We start from the raw sequence: 19,800 nt of genomic DNA, 5'->3' as shown, positions 1-19,800 counted from the left end.
CAGCTCCCGCAGGTACACAGCGTGAGCCCGCGCCGGAAGCCCCGGCTCGGTCGCGGCGGGAACCTGTGTGCCCCGATTGCGTGCGCCGAGGGCGGCACGCCAGGCAGGACGACGGGCCCACGTGGCCACGCGGCACCGCGTGAAAGACCCTCGCACCGCCTGAGTGGCCCCAACCACCGCCTGGGCGGTCCCAGGCCCACCTGAGCGGTCCCGCGACCGCCCGACTGGCCCCGGAAACGGCCCAGCGGCCCCGGCGCCGCCTGAGCGGTTACGGGGTGAGCGCGCAGGCCTTGGGTGAGCGCGTACGCTCGGGTTGATGCGTGCGCGAGCGATCTCCCGAGAGGCCCTGGTCGAGGAGCTGGCCGAGCGGATCGCGGGCCTGCCGCGCGACTCCTACGCGCGGGTCGCCGTCGACGGAGCCCCGCCCGCCCATCCCGAACGGCTGGCGGACGAGCTGGTCGCGCCGCTCAGGACGCGGGGCCGGGCCGTGTTGCGGGTGTCCGCCGCCGACTTCCTGCGGCCCGCGTCCCTCAGGCTCGAGTACGGCCGGACGGACCCCGACGTCTTCTACGACGACTGGCTCGACACCGGAGGGTTGACCCGGGAGGTGCTCGGGCCTCTGGGGCCCCAGGGGACCGGCAAGGTATTGCCCGCGCTCTGGGACAGCCGGGCCGACCGCGCGTACCGCCTGCCGTACCAGACGCTGCCTCAGGGGGCTGTGCTGCTGCTCGACGGGACGCTGCTGCTGGGCCGCGGGCTGCCGTTCGAGGTGAGTGCGCATCTGTGGCTGTCCGAGGGGGCGCTGGGGCGCATGACCGAGGAGGACGAGCGGTGGCGGCTGCCCGCCTACGCGCGTTACGAGCGGGAGGCCGAGCCGCTGCGGTCCGCCGACGTGGCGGTGCGCGCCGACCATCCCGCGCGTATGGCGGTCCTGATTGAGGGCGAGCGGTAACCGGCGCACACTGAGATGGTGACTCTCAGCAACTGGTACAACATCGTTCCAGATCTGCCCGCGCCGCCGCCTCCGCCGCTGCATCCGGGCACGCGGCAGCCGGTGGGGCCTGATGACCTGGCGCCGCTGTTCCCGATGGAGCTGATCGGCCAGGAGGTGAGCACCGAGCGGTACATCCCCATTCCTCAGGAGGTGCTCGATGTCTACCGGCTCTGGCGGCCGACCCCGCTGATCCGGGCACGCCGGCTGGAGAAGGCCCTCGGCACGCCCGCGCGGATCTACTACAAGTACGAGGGCGTCTCCCCCGCCGGGTCCCACAAGCCGAACACCGCCGTCCCCCAGGCGTACTACAACGCCCGCGAAGGCGTACGGCTGCTCACCACGGAGACCGGAGCGGGACAGTGGGGGTCGGCGCTGGCGTTCGCGTGTGCGCAGTTCGATCTGGAGTGCCAGATCTGGATGGTCCGCGCCTCCTACGATCAGAAGCCCTATCGGCGCTCGCTCATGCGGGTGTACGGCGCGACGGTACACGCCAGCCCCTCGGCCATGACCGGTGCGGGCAGCAAGGTGCTGGCCGACGACCCCGGCTCGCCCGGCAGCCTCGGCATCGCGATCAGCGAGGCGGTCGAGGTGGCCGGCGCGAACCCGGATGCCCGCTACGCGCTCGGTTCGGTACTGAACCATGTGCTCATGCACCAGACCGTCATCGGCGAGGAGGCGCTGGCCCAGCTGGAGGAGATGCCGGACCTGATCATCGGCTGCACCGGAGGCGGCTCGAACTTCGCCGGGCTCACCTTCCCGTTCCTGCGCGAGAAGCTGGCCGGCAACCTCGACGTCACGCTGCGCGCCGTCGAGCCCGAGGCGTGCCCGTCGTTCACGCGGGGCGTCTACGCCTACGACTTCGGCGACGCGGCGGGCTTCACGCCGCTGCTCAAGATGCACACGCTGGGCCACGGGTTCGTGCCCGACCCGATCCACGCGGGCGGGCTGCGTTATCACGGCATGTCGCCGTTGCTGTCGCACATGTACGAGCTGGGCCTGTTCGAGGCGGTGACCAGGTCACAGACCGAGTGCTTCGAGGCTGGTGTGCGCTTCGCCCGTACTGAGGGCATCGTCCCCGCGCCCGAGCCGACGCACGCGCTGGCCGAGACCATCGCCGAGGCGCTGCGGTGCAGGGAGAGCGGCGAGGAGAAGGTGATCCTGACCGCGTTGTGCGGGCACGGCCACTTCGATCTGGCCGCCTATGACCGCTACCTGTCGGGGAGCATGGAGGACTACCCGCTCCCGCAGGAGCGCATCGACGAGGCCCTGCACGGCCTCCCGAGCTGAGCCGTCGCACCGGCCGGGGTGAACGAACGGAGCTCACCGCGGCCGGGCCCGGCCGTCAGTTCGCGTTCGGGCGCTTGCCGTGGTTGGCCTTCTTCTTCTTGCGCGCCTTGGTCTTGCGTGATCGCTTCGCCATGGATACCTCCAGTGATCGGTCCGCTTCCCAACGTCTCGCGCTGTGGTCTACCGCACAACCCGTACGACCTAACATTCCCCAACAAAGTCGTGTCATAATTTGGTGGAATCTGTTGGAAGGAGCGGGGGCGTGCTCGCACAGCAGCGCCAGCAGGCGATTCTCGAACGCGTGCGCAGCAGCGGCGGCGTTCGGGTGGCCGACCTCGTTCGCGAGCTCGGCGTCTCCGACATGACGGTCCGCCGCGACCTCGAAGTGCTCGCCGAGCGCGGGCTGCTGGAGAAGGTGCACGGCGGCGCGACCGCGCTGGGTCCCGGCTCGACCGAGGAGCCGGGCTTCACCGCCAAGTCCGCCCGCCAGCAGCAGGAGAAGGAGGCCATCGCGCGCCGCGCCGCCCAGTTCGTCCGGCCCGGCACCGCGGTCGCACTGTCGGCCGGGACCACCACCTGGGCCCTGGCCCACCACCTCATCTCGGTGCCCGAGCTCACGGTCATCACCAATTCGATCCCGGTGGCCGACGTCTTCCACCGCAACCCGCGCGCCGACCGCACGGTCGTGCTGACCGGCGGCGTGCGCACGCCGTCCGACGCCCTCGTCGGCCCGGTCGCGGTGGCCGCGATCCGGCGGCTGCACGTGGACACGCTGTTCCTCGGCGTGCACGGGATGAGCGTGCGGGCCGGGTTCACCACGCCCAACCTGCTGGAGTCGGAGACCGACAGGGAGCTGGTGCACGCGGCGCACCGGCTGGTCATCCCGGCCGACCACACCAAGTGGAACACGGTCGGCATCAGCACGATCGCCGATCTGACCGAGGCGGACGCGGTCATCAGCGACTCGGGGCTGCCCGAGGAAGCACGCATGGAGCTGGGCGAACGCGCCGGCGAACTGATCATCGCGGAGGACTCGCAGTGAAACGCACCATCACCCACCTGGCCGACGGCCGAGAGCTGATCTACTTCGACCGGCGCGACGACGCCGACCGGAGCGCGATCGACCGGCGGGCGCTCGACCCCAGGCCGATGGCGTCGGAGCTGCGCTACGACCCGCTCACCGAGGAGTGGATCGCGATGGCGGGGCACCGCCAGACGCGTACGTTCCTGCCCCCTGCCGACGAGTGCCCGCTGTGCCCGTCGTCCGAGACGAGGGCTTCGGAGATCCCGGCGTACGACTATGACGTGGCGGTGTTCGAGAACCGCTTCCCCTCGTTTTCCGGAAATTTCGGGACTTACGGGGACGTCGGGGGGCTGAGTGAGGTCCGGCCGGGGGTGGGGCGGTGTGAGGTGGTGTGCTTCACCTCTGAGCATTCGTCGTCGTTCTCGCGGCTCTCCGACGAGCAGGTGGGCCTGGTCATGGAGGCGTGGGCCGACCGTACGGCCGAGTTGTCCGCGATCGAGGGCGTCGAGCAGGTGTTCTGCTTCGAGAACCGGGGCGAGGAGATCGGCATCACGCTGCCACACCCGCACGGGCAGATCTACGCCTACCCGTACGTGACCCCGCGGACCAAGCTCCAGCTCGGCGCGGCCGCCCGGCATCGGGGCGGCAACCTCTTCGCCGACGTGCTGGCGGCCGAGCGGGCCGCCGGGGTGCGCGTGGTGGCGGCCAACGAGCTGTGGACGGCGTTCGTGCCCGCCGCCGCCCGCTGGCCGTTCGAGGTGCACGTCTATCCGCACCGGCAGGTGCCGGACCTGGCCGCGCTGTCGGAGGAGGAACGCGCCGCCTTCGCCCCGCTCTACACCTCCGTGCTGCGGGCGCTCGACGGGCTGTTCGGCGTCGCCATGCCGTACATCTCGGCCTGGCACCAGGCACCGGTGCGGCAGGATCGTGACCTGGCCTATCTGCACCTGGAGCTGTTCAGCATCAGACGGGCGCCCGGGAAACTCAAGTATCTGGCGGGCTCGGAGTCGGCCATGGGCGCGTTCGTCAACGATGTCCTGCCGGAGGAAGCCGCACGCATGCTTAAATCACAGGTAGATCTCTAATTGGTTTCCGCTTGGAGTCGCATGACCTTGGATTTACCACTAATATCCCTTTTCAGCGCCGGCCGAAACGGTCGGTGCTGGCCTAATCCCGGGTGCGTGGCCCGGGAGCCGGGGACCCATCGCGTCTTGGGGTGAATCCACTCAGGTGGTAAGGCGGCATCTCCCTGCCCGAACCCGTCAGCTAACCCGGCCGGCATAGGGAGAGGAACCCTTCGTGGCGGCTGCGTCCCCCTCGAGTCTCGCCATCACTCTCATCACCACCGCTTCCATGGCCTTCGGCGCCTTCACGGCCACGCCCGCCGCCGCCGCCCCCAAGCCCAGCGAGGCCCAGCTCCGCGCGGAACTGAAGCAGCTGGACAAGAAGGTCGACAAGCTCATCGAGACCTACAACCTCAAGCGCGTCGAACTCGCCAAGGCCAAGCAGGATTCGGAAACGACCAAGAAACGGCTGGCCACGGCGGAGGCCCAGCTCGTCACAGCCCAGAAACGGGTCACCGAGCTCGCGCGCCTGCAGTACCAGAACGGCACCGGCGCGCTGCCGAACCTCACTCTGCCGACCGATGCCTCCAGCGCGGCGTTGCTGGACCACCTCGCGGCCGAGCAACAGGCGGTCGTGCAGGGCGTGGCCACCGCCCGTGACGAGAAGAAGGCGGCCGCGGACCAGGCGACCGCCCTGGAGGCGAAGATCCGCGAGGACGCGGCCAACGTGGCCAAGCAGCGGGACGACGCGCAGGGCGTCATCAAGGACATCCAGAAGAAGCTGAAGGGCCTCATCCCGTTCGGCCCCGGCCGCCGCTCGGACGGCAGCTGGGCGCCCGAACTGCCCTCAGGCACCGACAACATCACCGCCCGGATGCGGGTGATCCGCGGGCTGATCCAGAAGGACTTCGCGCTGCCGTACGAGGTGGGCTGCTTCCGCTCGGACGGCGGCGGCGGCGAGCACCCGCTGGGGCGCGCGTGCGACTTCATGATGAGCACCGGCGGCAGCATGCCCAGCGCGGCCAACCAGGCACTCGGCGACCGCGTGGCGGCCTGGGCGCTGGAGAACAAGGACAAGCTCGGGGTCAAGTACGTGATCTGGAAGCAGCGCATCAACCAGGGCTCGGGGTGGAGCTCGATGTCCGACCGCGGCAGCATCACCCAGAACCACCTCGACCACGTGCACATCTCGATGTTCTAGATCTGCCCGGCCGGGCGCGGTCAGTGGGTGCCTGGTCTGGGGATGCGGACACCGGCGGCGCGGAGCTTGGTCTCGACGAGCGCGATCCCCTGGGCCGCGGCCGATCCCCGCTCTTCGCCGTGATGGGCGATCAGCTCGTATCGGGTCGCGGCCTCGGTGCGGGCTTGCAGGCCGGTCACGATCTTCAGGTGTGCGGGATTGGCGAGGAAGTGGTCGGCCATCGCGGTGGCGAGCTCGGCGATGCGCGGATCGTCCGGTTCCCAGTCCGCGGCTTCGGCGCCACGCTTGATCAAGGCGACGAACCGGGTGTCTTCGAGGGCATGCTCGAGATGAGACAGGTAGTCGTCGAAGCCCTCGGGGACCAGGGCCCTGGCCAGCACCCAGCCCTCCCGCGCGGCCGCCGCGTCCGCCGCGGAGAAGCCGAGGCCGGACAGCCGCTCCAGCAGCGCCACAGCACGGTCGGGCAGCAGCGCCCGGTCACCGTCGGCGAGCCGGCGCAGCGTGTCACGCCGCGCGATCAACTCCTCGATCCGATCGTCGAGCTGCCGCTCGACGTCGGCGAGCGCGGCGGCGAACAACGCGGGGTCAGCGTCGAGCAGGGACCCGATCTCGGCCAAGGGCACCCCGGCGGCGGCCAGCGTCCGCACCTGCACAAGCCGCAACAACTCGGCCGATCCGTATCTCCGGTAGCCGGAGCTGTCGCGTTCCGGCTCCTTCACCAAGCCGAGCTTGTGGTAGTGCCGCACCGTCTTCACCGTGACATCGACGAATGCCGCCGCCTGCCCGATCGTGACTCCGTTCATCTGCCAAATCCTGCCTTGTACTCCAGCTCGGCGACTAAGCCGGATCGGCCTGCCCACCACCGAACACCTCGTTGAGGAGCCGTTGCTGAGCGTTCTGGAATGCCGCCGCGATGGACAGGTCGGCGTCGTCCACGCAGTTCAGTGCGGCGACGAGGGTCTTGCTGCCGTCAGGTGTGCTGGACATCAGCGCCGCGTGGCCCACGGCGGCGCCGTTGTGGGAGATGACCGTGCCGCCGTCCGTGGTCACCACGAACACTCCCAGGCCGTAGTCCATGTTCGGGATGCCCGTCGGGCGCGGGGCGCACATCTCGGCCAGCAGCGGGGCCGGCAGGAGCCTGCCGCCCAGCAGCGCGGAGACGAACGTGTGGAGGTCCTGGAGGGTGGAGATCATGTCACCACCGGCGGAGATCCACGAGGGGTTCTGGCGGGTGATGTCGATCGTCTTCTGCTCACCGGCGTCCTCGTACCGGTAGTAGGCGTGGGCGTGCGGCGCGGGGATCTCCGGTGAGGCGTCGGGCACCATGGTGCCCGACAGCCCGAGCGGCTCCAGGATCAGCCGGCGCAGCTCCTCGGTGACCGAACGGCCGGTGACCTTCTCGATCAGCAGCCTGGCCAGCACGTAGTTGGTGTTGGAGTAGCTCCAGCCCGTGCCCGGCTCGAACCGCGCGGGCTTGGACAACGCCAGACGTACCAGTTCCTCCGGCCGGTAGGTCTTGAGCCGGTTGTCCACCCACTCCTTGCCCGTGGTGCCGTAGGGGATGGGGATCCCCATGACGACCGTCCCGTCGTCGTAGACCTCGCCGCTGAAGTTGAACAGCCCGCTGGTGTGCTGCAACAGCATCCGCACCGTGATCCGCTCGTCAAGCCCGAACTCGGGCAGGTAGTGCGCCGCCGGGGTGTCCAGCTCGACCTTGCCCTCGGCCACCAGTTGCAGCACCAGGGTCGCGGTGAAGGTCTTGGTGGTGCTGCCGATCCGGACATGTCCGTTGATCGGGGGTTTGGCGGTCCCGCCCAGCTCGGCCGCCCCGGCGCTGCCGGCCCACTCGCCCCGCTCATCGTGCACGCGCAGCGACACCCCGACGAATCCGGAATCGACGATCTCCTCGATCGCCTTCCGCAGCTCCGGGCGATCCTGCCCGGCCCCGCTGCCTGCGGCGGCTGCCCTGGCGGCGTCGAGGGCTGCGGTGATCTTGCGGGCCATCTCGGCCGCGGCAGGGCTCGGCTGGTCCTGGTGAATCCGGGCGGTTTCGACGGCGATGAGAACGGCGCCGCGGAAGTTGTCGGCCTCGGCCGGGTCCTGCTTCCCCAGCAGGCTCATGGCCGCGGTCAGGGCCGGCAGCACGCGGTCGGCGATCTCGGCCACGGACCTGCCGGCCAGGTCCTTGCCCTTGGGATGGTCGGCGAGCACGTGCCCGATCAGACCGGTGGCCGAGCCCAGCGCGATGCTGCCGTTGGCGGCCATCTTGTGGGGCATGCCGGCGGCGCCGGCGGCGGCCATCAGCGACACGGCGCCGTACGCGGCGGTCCGCAGGGTGCTCTTGTCCTGGTCGGAAAGGGTGATCGTCATGGTGGTTCGATCCTTCGAGTGTGTTAGGTCCGGGGCGGCGTCGTGCCGCTGCGCCGAGCTTCCACCCTGACCCAAGGTCAACCTCAACCGTGATCTGGCTCACAGCTGCGTCGAGGAGGGCAGCCGCGTCTCGCATTTAATGCCATGAAGTCGCTGTTGCAAATAGCATGCAATAGTACATACTACCAATCGCGTGCTCACGAAGGTGAGCACGCAGGATTGGAGGCGTTGATGTCGAACCGAGGCGAGAGCCACTTCGCGACGGCGCGTACGGCGTCGCACGACCCCGACTTCCCGGACAAGCTGCTGGAGTTCATGCGGACCGGCTGGCAAGACCATCCGATCGAGGTACGAGCCCGTCCGGCGACGCCCCACTACGCCCGGCGCCGTGCCGCGCTGTCCGCCACCTACCCCGGGGAAACGCTCGTCATCCCCACCGGGCCGAGCAAGGTGCGCGCCAATGACACGCTCTATCCCTTCCGCCCAGGAAGCGACTTCGCCTACCTCACCGGCGATCACGACCCTGACGGTGTGCTGGTCCTGCGGCCGGCCGGTAGCGGCCACGACGTCGTCCTGTACACCAGGCAGCGCTCCTCCCGCGAGACCGACGAGTTCTTCCGGGACCGGGATGGCGAACTGTGGGCCGGCCGCCGCCGTACCCTGGCGGAGAAGAGCGCCGAACTGGTCATCGAAACGGCCCCGCTCGCCGACCTCGACGCCGCCCTGGCCCGCTGCGCGCCCGGCCGTACCCGCGTGCTGCGCGGCCTGGACCCCCGGGTCGACGCGGCCGTGCCCGCCGTGGACGCCCGGGACCGTGAGCTCGCGGCGACGATCGCCGAGCTGAAACTCGTCAAGGACGAGTGGGAGATCGCCCAACTGCGGGACGCTGTCGAGGCCACCATCCGCGGCTTCGAGGACGTCGCCCGCGCGCTGCCGGCCGACCGCGGCGTGTCCGAGCGCCTCATCGAAGGCGTCTTCGGCCTGCGGGCCCGCCACGACGGCAACGACGTCGGATACGGCTCGATCGTCGGCGCCGGTCCGCACGCCACGATCTTGTGCTGGAAGCGCAACGACGGCCGCACCGCACCCGGCGAACTGCTGCTGATGGACATGGGCGTGGAGAACAACCACCTCTACACCGCCGACGTGACGCGTACCCTGCCCGTCTCGGGGACCTTCTCCCCGCTCCAGCGCGCGGTCTACGACATCGTCCACGCCTCCCAGCAGGCCGGCCTGGAGGCCGTCAAACCCGGCGTGCGGTTCGCCGACGTCCATCTCACCTGCATGCGCGTGCTCGCCGAGGGCCTGGTGGAGCTGGGCGTCCTACAGGTGAGCGCCGACGAGGCGATGGACCCCGGCTCCATGCTCTACCGGCGCTGGACGCTGCACAGCTTCGGCCACATGCTCGGCATCGACGTGCACGACTGCGCCGCCGCCCGCCCGGACCACTATCGCGAGGGCGAGCTCAGTGAGGGAAACGTGCTGACCGTCGAACCGGGGCTGTACTTCCAGCCCGACGACGACCTGGTGCCGGCCGAGCTGCGCGGGGTCGGCATCCGGCTGGAGGACGACGTCCTGGTCACCGCCGAGGGCGCGGTCAACCTGTCCGCCGGCCTGCCACGGCGAGCCGACGAGCTGGAGTCCTGGCTCGCCGACCAGCGAGACGCCGGCCCTCGCCTGCCCTGAGTACCTCACTATGACCAACGCGAGTAGGAGTGCCATGCCGGTACCAGTGAACGTGTCCCGCGCCCGCCAGGAGACCCCCGGGTGCGCCAACGTCGTACATCTCAACAACGCCGGCGCGGCACTCGCTCCGGCGCCGGTGCTCGACGCCGTCATCGATCACCTTCAGCTGGAGGCGCGGATCGGCGGATACGAGGCCGCCGCGGCCGCGGCCCCGAAGGTGAACGCCGTCTACCAGTCGATCGCCCGCCTGATCGGCTGCCGGCCGCACGAGGTCGCCGTGGTCGAGAACGCCACCCGCGCCTGGGACATGGCCTTCTACGCGATGCGCTTCCGGCCGGGCGACCGCATCCTGACCTCCCGCGCCGAGTACGCCAGCAACGTCATCGCCTTCCTCCAGGTCGCCCGCCGCACCGGCGCCCAGGTCGAGGTGGTCGAAGACGACGAGCACGGTCAACTGTCGATCATGGATCTGGAGCGGCGCCTGGACGACGCCGTCAAACTTGTCGCCGTCACCCACGTGCCGACCCAGAGCGGCCTGGTCAACCCCGCGGCCGAGATCGGCCGGCTGACCCGCGCCGCCGGCGTCCCGTTCCTGCTCGACGCCTGCCAGTCCGTCGGGCAACTGCCCGTCGACGTCGCGGACATCGGCTGCGACATGCTGTCGGCGACCGGGCGCAAGTTCTTGCGCGGGCCACGCGGCACCGGCTTCCTCTACGTCTCCGACCGGTTCATCGAGATGCTGGAGCCGCCTTTCCTCGACCTGCACGCCGCCACCTGGACCGACGCGCAGACGTACGAAATCCGCCCCGACGCCCGCCGGTTCGAGAACTGGGAGACCAACCAAGCGGGCAAGATCGGCCTCGGCGTGGCCGTGGACTACGCCCTGAGCTGGGGCATCGAAGCGATCGAGGACCGGGTGACCGCCCTCGCCGTACGACTGCGGGACCGGCTCGCGCAACTGCCCGGAGTGACCGTCCGAGACCGAGGCCGGCGCTTGTGCGGCATCGTCACCTTCACCGTCGACGGCGTGCCCGCCGCCGACGTCCAGCGTCATCTCGCAGCGGCAGGCATCAACACCAGCGTCTCAGCGGTCACCTCCGCCCGCTACGACCTGGGCGCCCGCGATCTCCCCGCCGTGGTGCGGGCATCGGTGCACTACTACAACACCGACGAGGAGATCGACACCCTGTGCGCGACGCTGAGCTCCTGCCGACCCTGACAACCGCCGGCCGGTCAGCCGGTGAGCGTGAGCGGGTTGATCAGGTCGGCGTAGACGAGCAGGCCGGCCATGATGATCATGACGAAGGCCAGGGCGTAGGTGAGCGGCAGCACCTTGGCGATGTCCACGTACGCGGGCTCGGGACGCCGCGTGACGCGGGCGTAGGCGCGCTTGAGGCCCTCCCAGAGGCCGCCCGCGATGTGACCGCCGTCGAGCGGCAGCAGCGGGATCAGGTTGAACATGCCGATCGCCAGGTTGAAACCGGCCAGCAGGTTCACCAGGAAGGCGACCTTCTTCTCTCCCGACAGGTCGGAGGAGAGGATCTCGCCGCCCATGCGTCCGGCGCCCACGACGCCGACCGGGCCCTCAGGGTCGCGCTTGTCGCCGGAGAACGCGGCGTGCCACACGCCGACCATCTTCTGCGGCAGGTTCAGCAGCGAGTCGGCGACCCGGCCGGTGAGCTGGCCCATGTAGCCGATCACGACGCCGAGGCTCTGCTGCTCCATGACCTCGGTGGGCATGACGCCGAGGAAGCCGACGTTCTTGTCGATCTTCTTCGGGTCGGTGGGCGAGGGCCGGTCCTGGGCGATGAGCGTCACGTTGAGGGTCATCGGCTTGCCGTCGCGGACGATGCCGACGGCGACGGGACCGGCGCCGTGCGAGCGGATCAGGCGGGTGGCGTCGTCCCAGGAGGCGATCTTCTGGCCGCCGAAGGAGACGAGCCGGTCGCCGGGCTTCATGCCGGCCTTGGCGGCGGGCGTCGGCTGGTCGGAGGCGCGGCAGTCGGTGCGCTGCTCGCTGATCGGGATCACGCAGGTGTTGGTCTGCGGGGAGACCACCGGGGTCAGCGCGGGCAGGCCGATGCCGACGAGCAGGACCGAGAAGAGGATGAACGACAGCACGAAGTTCATGAACGGGCCGCCGGACATGATGATGACCTTCTGCCACCACTTCTTCCGGTAGAAGACCCGCTCCTCGTCGCCCGGCCGCACCTCTTCCTGCGCCGCGTCGCGGGCGGTCTCGATGAGCCCCTGGAACGGGCCGGTGGAGGAACCCCTGAGCTTGGTGGGATCGTCGCCGGGCCGCGGCGGCAGCATGCCGATCATGCGGATGTAGCCGCCCAGCGGGATCCACTTGATGCCGTACTCGGTCTCACCTCGCCGGATGGACCAGGCGGTCGAGCCGAAGCCGACCATGTACTGGGGCACCCTGACACCGAAGATCTTGGCGGGCACGAAGTGGCCGAGCTCGTGCAACGCGACAGACGCCATCAGCCCGATCAGGAAGACCACGATCCCCGCGAGGTAAAGCCAGTTCATCTAGTCCCGCTCCAGGGCAGACAGAAGGTCCCGACAGCCCCAGAGTAGTCGAAGTCATCACACCTCGATGGCTTGCGCACCCTTTGCCGCAGCGCCACATTCCGTTGACAGTACGCGATCGGGCGATCACTCTGGGGGATGACGGAGGTGGGAGCCTTGATCCGGATTCTGGTCGCCGAGCATCTGCCGCTGGTCCGGCGCGGTTTGGTGGCATCGCTCGACGCGGAGCCCGACCTGCGGGTGGTCGCCGAGGTGGGAGACGCGGACGGCGTCCTGCCCGCGGCGGCCGCGTGCGCGCCCGACACGGCGGTCGTCGATCTCGACCTGCCCGGCGGGGGCGGCCTGTTCCCCGCGGCGCGACTGCGCGAGCGGGGCTGTCACGTACTCATCCTGTCGGCGCAGCCCAATCCCGGTCAGGTGCGCAGGGCGTTCGCCACGCACGCGCTCGGGTTCATGAGCCTCGACGTCGCGCCCGAGCGGCTCGCCGAGAGCCTTCGGCTGGTCGCCGCCGGACGCCGCGCGGTCGACTCCGATCTGGCGATCGCCGCCCTCCAGTCGGTCGCCAACCCGCTGACCAGGCGCGAGCTCGACGTGCTGCGGATCGCGGCGGGTGGGGCCCGGTCGACGGAGATCGCCGACCAGCTCTTCCTGTCGGTGGGCACCGTACGCAACCATCTGTCGCGCATCATGTGCAAGACCGGGGCCCGCAACCGCATCGACGCGGTACGCATCGCGAGCGACTCAGGCTGGCTCTGAGAGCCGAAGCGAAGACCGGGTCCCGGTGAAGCCGCGCCGCTCCGCCGGGACCCGGAGTGGTGAACCCTTCGAGGATCTCAAGGGCGATCAAGCGCTGCCAGTGACCTTGTTCACCCCTTGACCCGTGTGATTCGTCACGGACGCCAGATGAGCACCAGCGCGCAGTCGTCGTTGTGACCCGACGCCATGGCGTTGACCAGGGCCTTAGCGCCGTCGCGGAAGCCCGAGGGCAGCAGCCGCTCGGCCTCGCCGAGGAGCTTGTCGAGCCCGGCGTCGATGTCGCGCCCCGGCTGCTCGATCAGCCCGTCGGTGTAGAGCAGCAGCGCGTCGCCCTTGCGCAGGGTGCCGCTGTCGGGCTCGCAGTGCAGGTCGGGGACCACGCCGAGGACGACGCCCTTGGCCGAGGCGACCTGCCAGTTGCCCGTGCCCGCGTCGAACTTGACCACCGGCGGGTGGCCGGCCGAGGTGATCGTGTAGTCGCCTGTCGCCAGGTCGAGGCGTACGTGGACGGCCGTCACGAACCCCTCGTCGCCGCGTTGGCGGTGCAGATAGGTGTTGCAGGCCGGCAGGAACTCGACGCCCGAGCCGAGCAGCCCGCCGAACGTGCCGGACAGCAGCAGCGCCCTGGTGCCCGCGTCGACGCCCTTGCCCGACACGTCGACCAGCGCGATCTCCACCTTGTCCTCGTCGCGCATGGAGACCAGGAAGTCGCCGCCGAAGGAGGAGCCGCCGGCCTGCTTGAGCACGACCTTGCCGCCCCAGTCCTTGGGCAGCGCGGGCAGCTCGCCCTGGCTCCTGAGCCGGTCGCGCAGCTCCAGCAGCATGGCGTCGCCGCGCAGCCCCTGCACGCCGAGCTTGCCCCGGGTGCGGGCCATCAGCAGCGCCAGCACCGTGGTGAAGCCGATTGTCACCATGAGCCCGAGGCCGATCTGGCCGACCCCGAGGGTGCCGGCGATGTAGCCGAGCGAGATGATCACCGCGACGAGCAGCTTGATCAGGCTGTTCAGCCGCAGCTGCAGGCCGCCCACCAGGAGGACGAGGATGAGCAGCGAGGGCGAGAACCACTCGGTCGAGATCTGCGCGGCCAGCAGTCCGATGACGAGCGTGAGCATCGTCAACGTGACCAGCAGGTTGCGGTCTCGGGCCAAGGAGCCTCTCCTGAGGAACCGGACGACGGACACCAGAAACGGCACCCGCACCAGGAGCGCGCGGAGCCGTGGCGGTATCTGCAACGCCGAACGGGAACTCATAGTGCGCCTGACTGTAGCGCTCTGGCCTCCCTTTGGGCAGCCCACTTGACCAAGGCCTTGATCATTAAGCACGTATATTGGGTGGCCCCTCCCCTTTGCCCGCTCCTACCGTGGACGGATGACGTATCCGATCCGTCCGGTGGACGAGGCCGAGTGGCCGAAGTTCGCCGATGTGCTCTCCGAAGGCTTCAGCTGGACGCCGCATCCCCAGGAATTCGAACGAGCCAAGGCGCAGACCGAGTTCGATCGGACGCTCGCCGCGTTCGACGGCGATCTCATGGCCGGTGTCACCGCGGTCTTCTCCTTCACCATGACGGTCCCCGGCGCGCAGATCCCCGTCGCGGGAGTGACGGCCGTCAGCGTGCTCCCCTCCCACCGCCGTCGCGGCGTGCTGTCGAGCCTGATGCGCAGGCAGCTGTCCGACGTGCGCGATCGGGGCGAGTCCGTCGCCGCCCTGTACGCCTCGGAGTCCGTCATCTACGGCAGGTTCGGTTACGGCAGGGCGTCGGCCGAGATGGGATTCAGCGTCGCGAAGCATGGATCGGCCTTCGTGGCGGATGCCCCCACGGACCCCGCGCTGCGCCTCAGGGTGGCCAAGCCGGCCGAGGCCCGGGCCGAGTTCGAGCGGCTGTTCGCCTCCGTCGTGACCGCCCGTCCCGGACGCTATCTCCGTAACGAGCACTTCTGGGATGCTCTGCTGGCCGACGAGGAGTTCGACCGGCACGGGGACGGGGCGCTCCGCTCGGAGATCGCCGAGGACGACCGGGGCGTACGCGGTTACGCGCTGTTCAGGGTCAAGGCGAGCTGGGACGACAACGGCGTGCCCAACGGCCTGCTGAAGCTGACGGAGCTGGAGGCGGCCGACCCCGCCGCCCGCGCGCTGCTGTGGCGTAGCGTGCTCGACCGCGACCTGGTCTCCCGGGTGGAGGGCAGCCTGCCGATGGACGACGCGCTCCTCGCGCTCCTCGCCGACCCACGGCAACTCCGGGCGAGCTGCGCCGACGAGCTGTGGGTACGCCTCGTGGAGGTGGACCGGGCGCTGACCTCGCGGGCCTACTCGTCGGCCGTCGACGTGGTGATCGAGGTCGAGGACGACGTGTGCCCGTGGAACGCCCGCCGCTGGCGGCTCAGCGCCGACACCTCCGGCGCGGAGTGCAAGCCGGTGGAGGACGAGCCCGACCTGTCGCTGCGGGTCTCCTCGCTCGGCTCGGCGTACATGGGCGACGGCCTGCTCTCGGCGCAGTTGGCCGCGGGGCTGCTGCGCGAGCACTCGGCGGGCTCGGTGCGCAGGCTCGACGCCGCCATGGCGTGGAGCCCGAAGCCGTGGGCGGGACTGTCCTTCTGACGCGGGCCCCTCTGACGTAGGCCCGCTCAAGCGGGCCTGTCTGACGTAGGCTCGCGGGCATGGCACTGCAGAGCTTGCAGATCACCGCGATCACCGCGATGCGGGCCCGCGACGTCTCGCGGCCCTCAAAGGAGCAGCAGGAGGCCGCCGACAGGCGGCCCCTGCGTGACGAGATGCCCAGACGCGAGCCCAAGCGGCGGGCTTAGGGCAGCGAGGGCAGCTGGCCTATCGTCTCGTAGGTCGTCACCTGCGCGATGCGGCGGGCGTGCCGCTCCGAGCCGGAGAACTGCGTGGCGAGGAAGGTCTCCACGAAGCCGGTCGCCTCGTCGTCGGAGTGCATGCGCGCGCCGATGGAGACGATGTTGGCGTTGTTGTGCTCGCGGGCGAGTCTGGCCGTCTCCTGGCTCCAGGCCAGGGCGGCCCGGATGCCGCGCACCTTGTTGGCGGCCATCTGCTCGCCGTTGCCCGACCCGCCGATGACGACGCCCAGGCTGCCCGGATCGCCGGCGACGCCCTCGGCGGCGCGCAGGCAGAACGCCGGATAGTCGTCCTCGGCGTCATAGACGAACGGACCGCAGTCGGTCACCTCGTGCCCGTTGTCCTTGAGCCAGGACACAAGGTGGTTCTTGAACTCATAGCCGGCATGGTCGGCACCGATATAGACACGCACGCGCCCAGTCTTCCACAGCGCCGCACACGCGCCTCGCACCAGCGCGTCGGCTGGCTAGAGTAAGGACCTCATCGGATAACCAGTCCTTACGGAAGTAGAGCATCATGCGCGAGATCCGCGTCCTCGGCGATCCTGTGCTGCGCACACCCGCCGAGCCCGTCGAAGGCTTCGACCGCGAGCTGCGCCGCCTCATCGACGAGATGTTCGAGGCGATGTACTCGGTGGACGGCGTCGGCCTGGCCGGTCCGCAGATCGGCGTGCCGCGGCGGCTGTTCGTCTATGACATCAACCGCCGCAAAGGTCACATGATCAATCCCGTGCTCACCGTGGACGACCCGGAAGAAGTGCTGGACGAGGAGGGCTGCCTGTCGGTGCCCGACCGGCAGACGGGCACGCCGATCTACGCCCCGGTGGCGCGGGCGGCGGGGGTGACCGTCGAGGGGTTCGACCGGCTCGGCCGCCCGCAGCGCGTCAAGGCACGCGGCTCGCTGGCCCGCTGCTTCCAGCACGAGACCGAGCACCTCGACGGGAAGCTGTACGTCGACCGGCTGCCGAAAACGGAGGCGCGCAAGATCATGCTCAGAACGTAGGTTGGCAGCATGAGTGAATCTTCGGGAAAGGTCTTTTCGGGGAAGGGCGCGTTGGTCACAGGTGGCTCCCGGGGCATCGGCCGGGCCATCGTCGAGCGGCTGACCGCCGACGGCGCCGAGGTGGTCTTCACCTATCGCGGCAACGCGGAGTCGGCCAAGGAGGTGGCCGCGGCGACCGGAGCGCATGCCGTACAAGCCGATCAGGCGAGCAGAGCGGATCTCGACCGGCTGTTCGCCACGGCCGAGGAGCTGCTGCCGGGGCTCGACATCCTGGTCGCCAACGCGGCGGAGACCGGGCTGGGACTCATCGCCGACGTCACGGACGAGTCCTACGAGCGGGTGTTCGCGGTCAACGCGCGTTCGGCGTTCCTGGCCATCCAGTGGGCCGGGCGGGTGATGCGCGACGGCGGGCGGATCATCAACATCTCCACGCTCAACACGCGCGTGCCCGGCCCGGGGATCTCCCTCTACGCGGGGAGCAAGGCGGCCGTCGAGCAGTTCACCAAGGTCGCGGCGCGTGAGCTGGGCGGGCGCGGCATCACGGCCAACATCGTCTCGCCCGGCGCGACCGACACCGACATGCTGCGCGACGGCAATTCGCCGGAGGCGCTCGAACAGGTCCCCGCGATGACCGCGCTGCGCCGGCTGGGGCAGCCGGACGACATCGCGGCCGTGGTGGCGTTCCTGGCCGGGCCCGACGGGCGGTGGATCACCGGCCAGAACCTGCTGGCGGCCGGTGGGCTGCACCTCTAAGTGCGCCCCTAGAGCTGTAGCGACTTGACCTCGAGGAACTCCTCCAGCCCGTGCTCGCCCAGTTCGCGGCCGATGCCCGACTGCTTGTAGCCGCCGAACGGGGCGAGCGGATTGAAGGCGCCGCCGTTGATCGCGACCTGCCCGGTGCGCAGCCTGCGCGCCACCGCGACGGCGCGCTCCTGGGTGCCCGCCCACACCGCGCCGGCCAGGCCGTAGGGGGTGTCGTCGGCGATGCGGACGGCCTGGTCCTCGCTGGTGTAGGGGATGATCGACAGGACCGGGCCGAAGATCTCCTCCTGCTCGATCGTCATGCCGGGCTCGACCCCGGCGAAGACGGTCGGCTCGACGTAGTAGCCGCGCGGGTGCGGGCGTTCGGTGCCCCCGGTCACCAGCCTGGCGCCCTCTTCCTGGCCCCGGTTGATGTAGTGGATCACGCGGTCGCGCTGGGCCGCGGAGACGAGCGGGCCGATGCGGGTGGCCTCGTCGAACGGGTCGCCCACGGTGTAGCGGCGCGCCGCGTCGACGGCGAGGTGGACCGCGTCGTCGTACTGGTCGCGGTGGACGATCATGCGGGTCCACGCCGAGCAGGTCTGGCCGGCGTTGATGAAGCAGTTGGCGACGCCGACCTTGACGGCGGCGCCCAGGTCGGCGTCGGGCAGGATCAGGTTGGCGGACTTGCCGCCGAGCTCCAGCGCCACCCGCTTGACCGATTCGACCGCCAGCGACGCCACCCGGCGCCCGGCGGCCGTCGAGCCGGTGAAGGAGATCATGTCGACCTGCGGGTGGGCGGCCATGGCCTCGCCCACCACCGGTCCGCGCCCGCTGACCAGGTTGAACACGCCGGCGGGCAGGCCCACCTCGTGGAAGACCTCGGTCAGCGCGTACGCCGCCAGCGGCGCCACCTCGGACGGCTTGAGCACGACCGTACATCCGGCGGCCAGAGCCGGGGCGACCTTGCACACGATCTGGTGCAGCGGGTAGTTCCACGGGGTGATGGCGGCGACCACGCCGACCGGCTCCTTGAGCACCAGCGAGTTGCCGACGCGCGACTCGCGCGGATGGCTCTCGGCCAGCCGGGCGTATCCGGCCAGCACGCTCGCGGGCATCAGTGTCTGCACCTTGAGCGCGAAGCCCAGAGGTGAGCCCATGTCGGTCGCGATGGTCTTGGCGATGTCGCCGGCGCGCTCGGTCAGCAGCTCGGCGGCGGCGGCCAGCAGTTTGCCGCGCTCGGCGGCGGACGTGGCCGACCAGGAGGGGAAGGCGCTCCGGGCGGCGCGTACGGCCGCCTCGACGTCGTCGGGGGCGCCGGCCGGCACCCGGTCGATGATCTGCTCCGTGGCTGGGTTGACGACCTCGATGGGCTCGCCGGAGACCGAAGCGGTCCAGGCACCGCCGATGTACAGCTGACGCATAGCCCCCATCCTTGCGCGCCGGCCGTCGCTGAGCGAGGGCGTGGCACCTCGTACGGCTGCTCTTTCAGAAGAGTACGGCCGGACACACCGGATAGGCGCGGATTGCGCCGCTACAAGTCACTGCAAGGTGAAAAACAGCGGTGAAAGTCAGTCGAAGCTCGGCCGCCGGGTGCGCGAGCGCTTGAGCTCGAAGAAGTCGTCGAACTCGGTGACCAGCAGCACGCCGTCCCAGAGCCGGCCCGCGTCCTCGCCCCTGGGGATGGTGGTGACCACCGGGCCGAAGAAGGCGTTGGAGCCGACGCGGATGACGGGGGTGCCGACCTCCTGGCCGACCAGGGTGATGCCCTCGTTGTGCGACTTGCGGATGGCGTCGTCGTACTCGGTCGATTCCATGGCCTCGGCGGCCAGGCCCTTGTCGAGACCCACGGCTTCAAGCGACTCCTCCGCGATCACGCGCAGGGTGTCGAGGTCTCTGCCCCGGCCCTCGTTGTGCAGGCGAGTGCCGAACTCGGTGTAGAGGCGGCCGATGTACTCCTCGCCGAAGCGGTCGGCGGCGGTGGCGATGACCCTGATGAGCTTCGCGCCCCGGGCGGACGACGCACGGTATTCGTCGGAGACGTCCTTGTCCTCGTTGAGGACCTGCAGACTCATGATGCGCCAGCGAGGCTCGATCGGCCGAACCTTCTCGACTTCGAGCAGCCATCGTGACGTCACCCAGGCAAATGGGCAGAAAGGATCGAACCAAAGGTCTACGGGGGTCGTGTCAGTCACGAGGGCCATAACCTGGGGTGTCGATGTCCTATTCCCCGCGTGGCAGGATACCGACAAACCTCCATAAAGTGGCGAAAAGAAGTGCGAAA

General features: G+C 69.8%; 20 protein-coding genes and 1 riboswitch. Of the genes, 12 read left to right on the top strand and 8 right to left on the bottom strand.

Translation table 11 applies throughout. The annotated features are described in order from the left end of the window. Positions 1-316 precede the first annotated feature (316 nt). On the top strand, positions 317-952 hold the full coding sequence (locus ACQP2T_RS14915; RefSeq protein WP_433516742.1) for a uridine kinase: 636 nt from the start codon (positions 317-319) through the stop codon (positions 950-952). A 15-nt stretch (positions 953-967) separates the two neighbouring features. After that, positions 968-2,281, top strand: coding sequence for a TrpB-like pyridoxal phosphate-dependent enzyme (locus tag ACQP2T_RS14910; RefSeq protein ID WP_433516741.1), 1,314 nt, complete (start codon positions 968-970; stop codon positions 2,279-2,281). A 55-nt stretch (positions 2,282-2,336) separates the two neighbouring features. Here ACQP2T_RS14910 and ACQP2T_RS14905 read toward each other — a convergent pair whose 3' ends face one another. Continuing rightward, positions 2,337-2,414, bottom strand: coding sequence for a 50S ribosomal protein bL37 (locus ACQP2T_RS14905; RefSeq protein WP_372455117.1), 78 nt, complete (start codon positions 2,412-2,414; stop codon positions 2,337-2,339). Positions 2,415-2,543: 129 nt separating this feature from the next. On the opposite strand from ACQP2T_RS14905, the gene ACQP2T_RS14900 reads away from it, so the two are divergent. The 3 genes from ACQP2T_RS14900 (at position 2,544) to ACQP2T_RS14890 (ending at position 5,570) form a co-directional block, all read left to right on the top strand. Further along, entirely contained in the window at positions 2,544-3,323 is a 780-nt protein-coding gene (locus ACQP2T_RS14900; protein WP_357644708.1) for a DeoR/GlpR family DNA-binding transcription regulator, read from the top strand. Further along, entirely contained in the window at positions 3,320-4,390 is a 1,071-nt protein-coding gene (gene galT, locus ACQP2T_RS14895) for a galactose-1-phosphate uridylyltransferase (RefSeq protein WP_433516740.1), read from the top strand. Before ACQP2T_RS14900 ends, galT begins: the two co-directional genes overlap by 4 nt. A 69-nt stretch (positions 4,391-4,459) precedes the next feature. Next, positions 4,460-4,600: riboswitch (cyclic di-AMP (ydaO/yuaA leader) on the top strand. Between the two features lie 4 nt (positions 4,601-4,604). Continuing rightward, on the top strand, positions 4,605-5,570 hold the full coding sequence (locus ACQP2T_RS14890; protein ID WP_433516739.1) for a coiled-coil domain-containing protein: 966 nt from the start codon (positions 4,605-4,607) through the stop codon (positions 5,568-5,570). 20 nt (positions 5,571-5,590) lie between these two features. Here ACQP2T_RS14890 and ACQP2T_RS14885 read toward each other — a convergent pair whose 3' ends face one another. Further along, on the bottom strand, positions 5,591-6,373 hold the full coding sequence (locus ACQP2T_RS14885) for a MerR family transcriptional regulator (protein ID WP_433516738.1): 783 nt from the start codon (positions 6,371-6,373) through the stop codon (positions 5,591-5,593). Between the two features lie 34 nt (positions 6,374-6,407). Then, positions 6,408-7,940 (bottom strand): serine hydrolase domain-containing protein, encoded by a 1,533-nt coding sequence (locus ACQP2T_RS14880; RefSeq protein WP_433516737.1) that lies wholly within the window; start codon positions 7,938-7,940, stop codon positions 6,408-6,410. Between the two features lie 231 nt (positions 7,941-8,171). Between ACQP2T_RS14880 and ACQP2T_RS14875 the strand changes: the two genes are divergently transcribed. Both ACQP2T_RS14875 and ACQP2T_RS14870 read left to right on the top strand, forming a co-directional pair. Beyond that, positions 8,172-9,626: an aminopeptidase P family protein gene (locus ACQP2T_RS14875; protein ID WP_433516736.1), complete on the top strand. Its 1,455-nt coding sequence runs from the start codon at positions 8,172-8,174 to the stop codon at positions 9,624-9,626. Positions 9,627-9,660: 34 nt separating this feature from the next. Then, positions 9,661-10,845, top strand: a complete 1,185-nt coding sequence (locus ACQP2T_RS14870; RefSeq protein WP_433516735.1) for an aminotransferase class V-fold PLP-dependent enzyme — start codon at positions 9,661-9,663, stop codon at positions 10,843-10,845. 14 nt (positions 10,846-10,859) lie between these two features. Here the strand turns inward: ACQP2T_RS14870 and ACQP2T_RS14865 are convergent, their stop codons facing one another. Further along, positions 10,860-12,164 carry a M50 family metallopeptidase gene (locus tag ACQP2T_RS14865; RefSeq protein ID WP_433516734.1) on the bottom strand — a complete coding sequence of 435 codons (1,305 nt, stop codon included), beginning with the start codon at positions 12,162-12,164 and terminating at the stop codon, positions 10,860-10,862. Between the two features lie 156 nt (positions 12,165-12,320). Here ACQP2T_RS14865 and ACQP2T_RS14860 point away from each other — a divergent pair, with 156 nt between their 5' ends. Continuing rightward, positions 12,321-12,920 (top strand): response regulator transcription factor, encoded by a 600-nt coding sequence (locus ACQP2T_RS14860; RefSeq protein ID WP_433516733.1) that lies wholly within the window; start codon positions 12,321-12,323, stop codon positions 12,918-12,920. A gap of 134 nt (positions 12,921-13,054) precedes the next feature. Here ACQP2T_RS14860 and ACQP2T_RS14855 read toward each other — a convergent pair whose 3' ends face one another. Then, on the bottom strand, positions 13,055-14,170 hold the full coding sequence (locus tag ACQP2T_RS14855; RefSeq protein ID WP_433516732.1) for a PP2C family protein-serine/threonine phosphatase: 1,116 nt from the start codon (positions 14,168-14,170) through the stop codon (positions 13,055-13,057). A gap of 118 nt (positions 14,171-14,288) precedes the next feature. Here ACQP2T_RS14855 and ACQP2T_RS14850 point away from each other — a divergent pair, with 118 nt between their 5' ends. Continuing rightward, on the top strand, positions 14,289-15,515 hold the full coding sequence (locus tag ACQP2T_RS14850) for a GNAT family N-acetyltransferase (RefSeq protein WP_433516731.1): 1,227 nt from the start codon (positions 14,289-14,291) through the stop codon (positions 15,513-15,515). A 59-nt stretch (positions 15,516-15,574) separates the two neighbouring features. After that, positions 15,575-15,721: a hypothetical protein gene (locus tag ACQP2T_RS14845; RefSeq protein WP_357953492.1), complete on the top strand. Its 147-nt coding sequence runs from the start codon at positions 15,575-15,577 to the stop codon at positions 15,719-15,721. On the opposite strand, the gene ACQP2T_RS14840 is transcribed toward ACQP2T_RS14845, so the two are convergent. Further along, complete coding sequence (locus ACQP2T_RS14840; RefSeq protein WP_433516730.1) at positions 15,718-16,185, bottom strand: ribose-5-phosphate isomerase; 468 nt, start codon at positions 16,183-16,185, stop codon at positions 15,718-15,720. The genes ACQP2T_RS14845 and ACQP2T_RS14840 overlap by 4 nt on opposite strands. A gap of 104 nt (positions 16,186-16,289) precedes the next feature. Here ACQP2T_RS14840 and def point away from each other — a divergent pair, with 104 nt between their 5' ends. Both def and ACQP2T_RS14830 read left to right on the top strand, forming a co-directional pair. Further along, a complete protein-coding gene (gene def, locus ACQP2T_RS14835; RefSeq protein WP_433516729.1) occupies positions 16,290-16,775 on the top strand; it encodes a peptide deformylase in 486 nt (161 codons plus the stop codon). Between the two features lie 9 nt (positions 16,776-16,784). After that, complete coding sequence (locus ACQP2T_RS14830; RefSeq protein ID WP_358447745.1) at positions 16,785-17,528, top strand: SDR family oxidoreductase; 744 nt, start codon at positions 16,785-16,787, stop codon at positions 17,526-17,528. A gap of 8 nt (positions 17,529-17,536) precedes the next feature. Here ACQP2T_RS14830 and ACQP2T_RS14825 read toward each other — a convergent pair whose 3' ends face one another. Together ACQP2T_RS14825 and ACQP2T_RS14820 are read right to left on the bottom strand one after the other, a co-directional pair. Then, positions 17,537-18,940: an aldehyde dehydrogenase family protein gene (locus ACQP2T_RS14825; protein WP_433516728.1), complete on the bottom strand. Its 1,404-nt coding sequence runs from the start codon at positions 18,938-18,940 to the stop codon at positions 17,537-17,539. 147 nt (positions 18,941-19,087) lie between these two features. Further along, a complete protein-coding gene (locus tag ACQP2T_RS14820) occupies positions 19,088-19,720 on the bottom strand; it encodes a mycothiol-dependent nitroreductase Rv2466c family protein (protein ID WP_433516727.1) in 633 nt (210 codons plus the stop codon). Between the last annotated feature and the right edge of the window lie 80 nt (positions 19,721-19,800).

Origin of the sequence: Nonomuraea sp. CA-143628 (assembly GCF_050942315.1) — a bacterium.
Taxonomy (GTDB): Bacteria; Actinomycetota; Actinomycetes; order Streptosporangiales; family Streptosporangiaceae; genus Nonomuraea.
The sequence above is the reverse complement of the archived record's forward strand: the minus strand, read 5'-3'. Positions and strand labels throughout refer to the sequence as shown.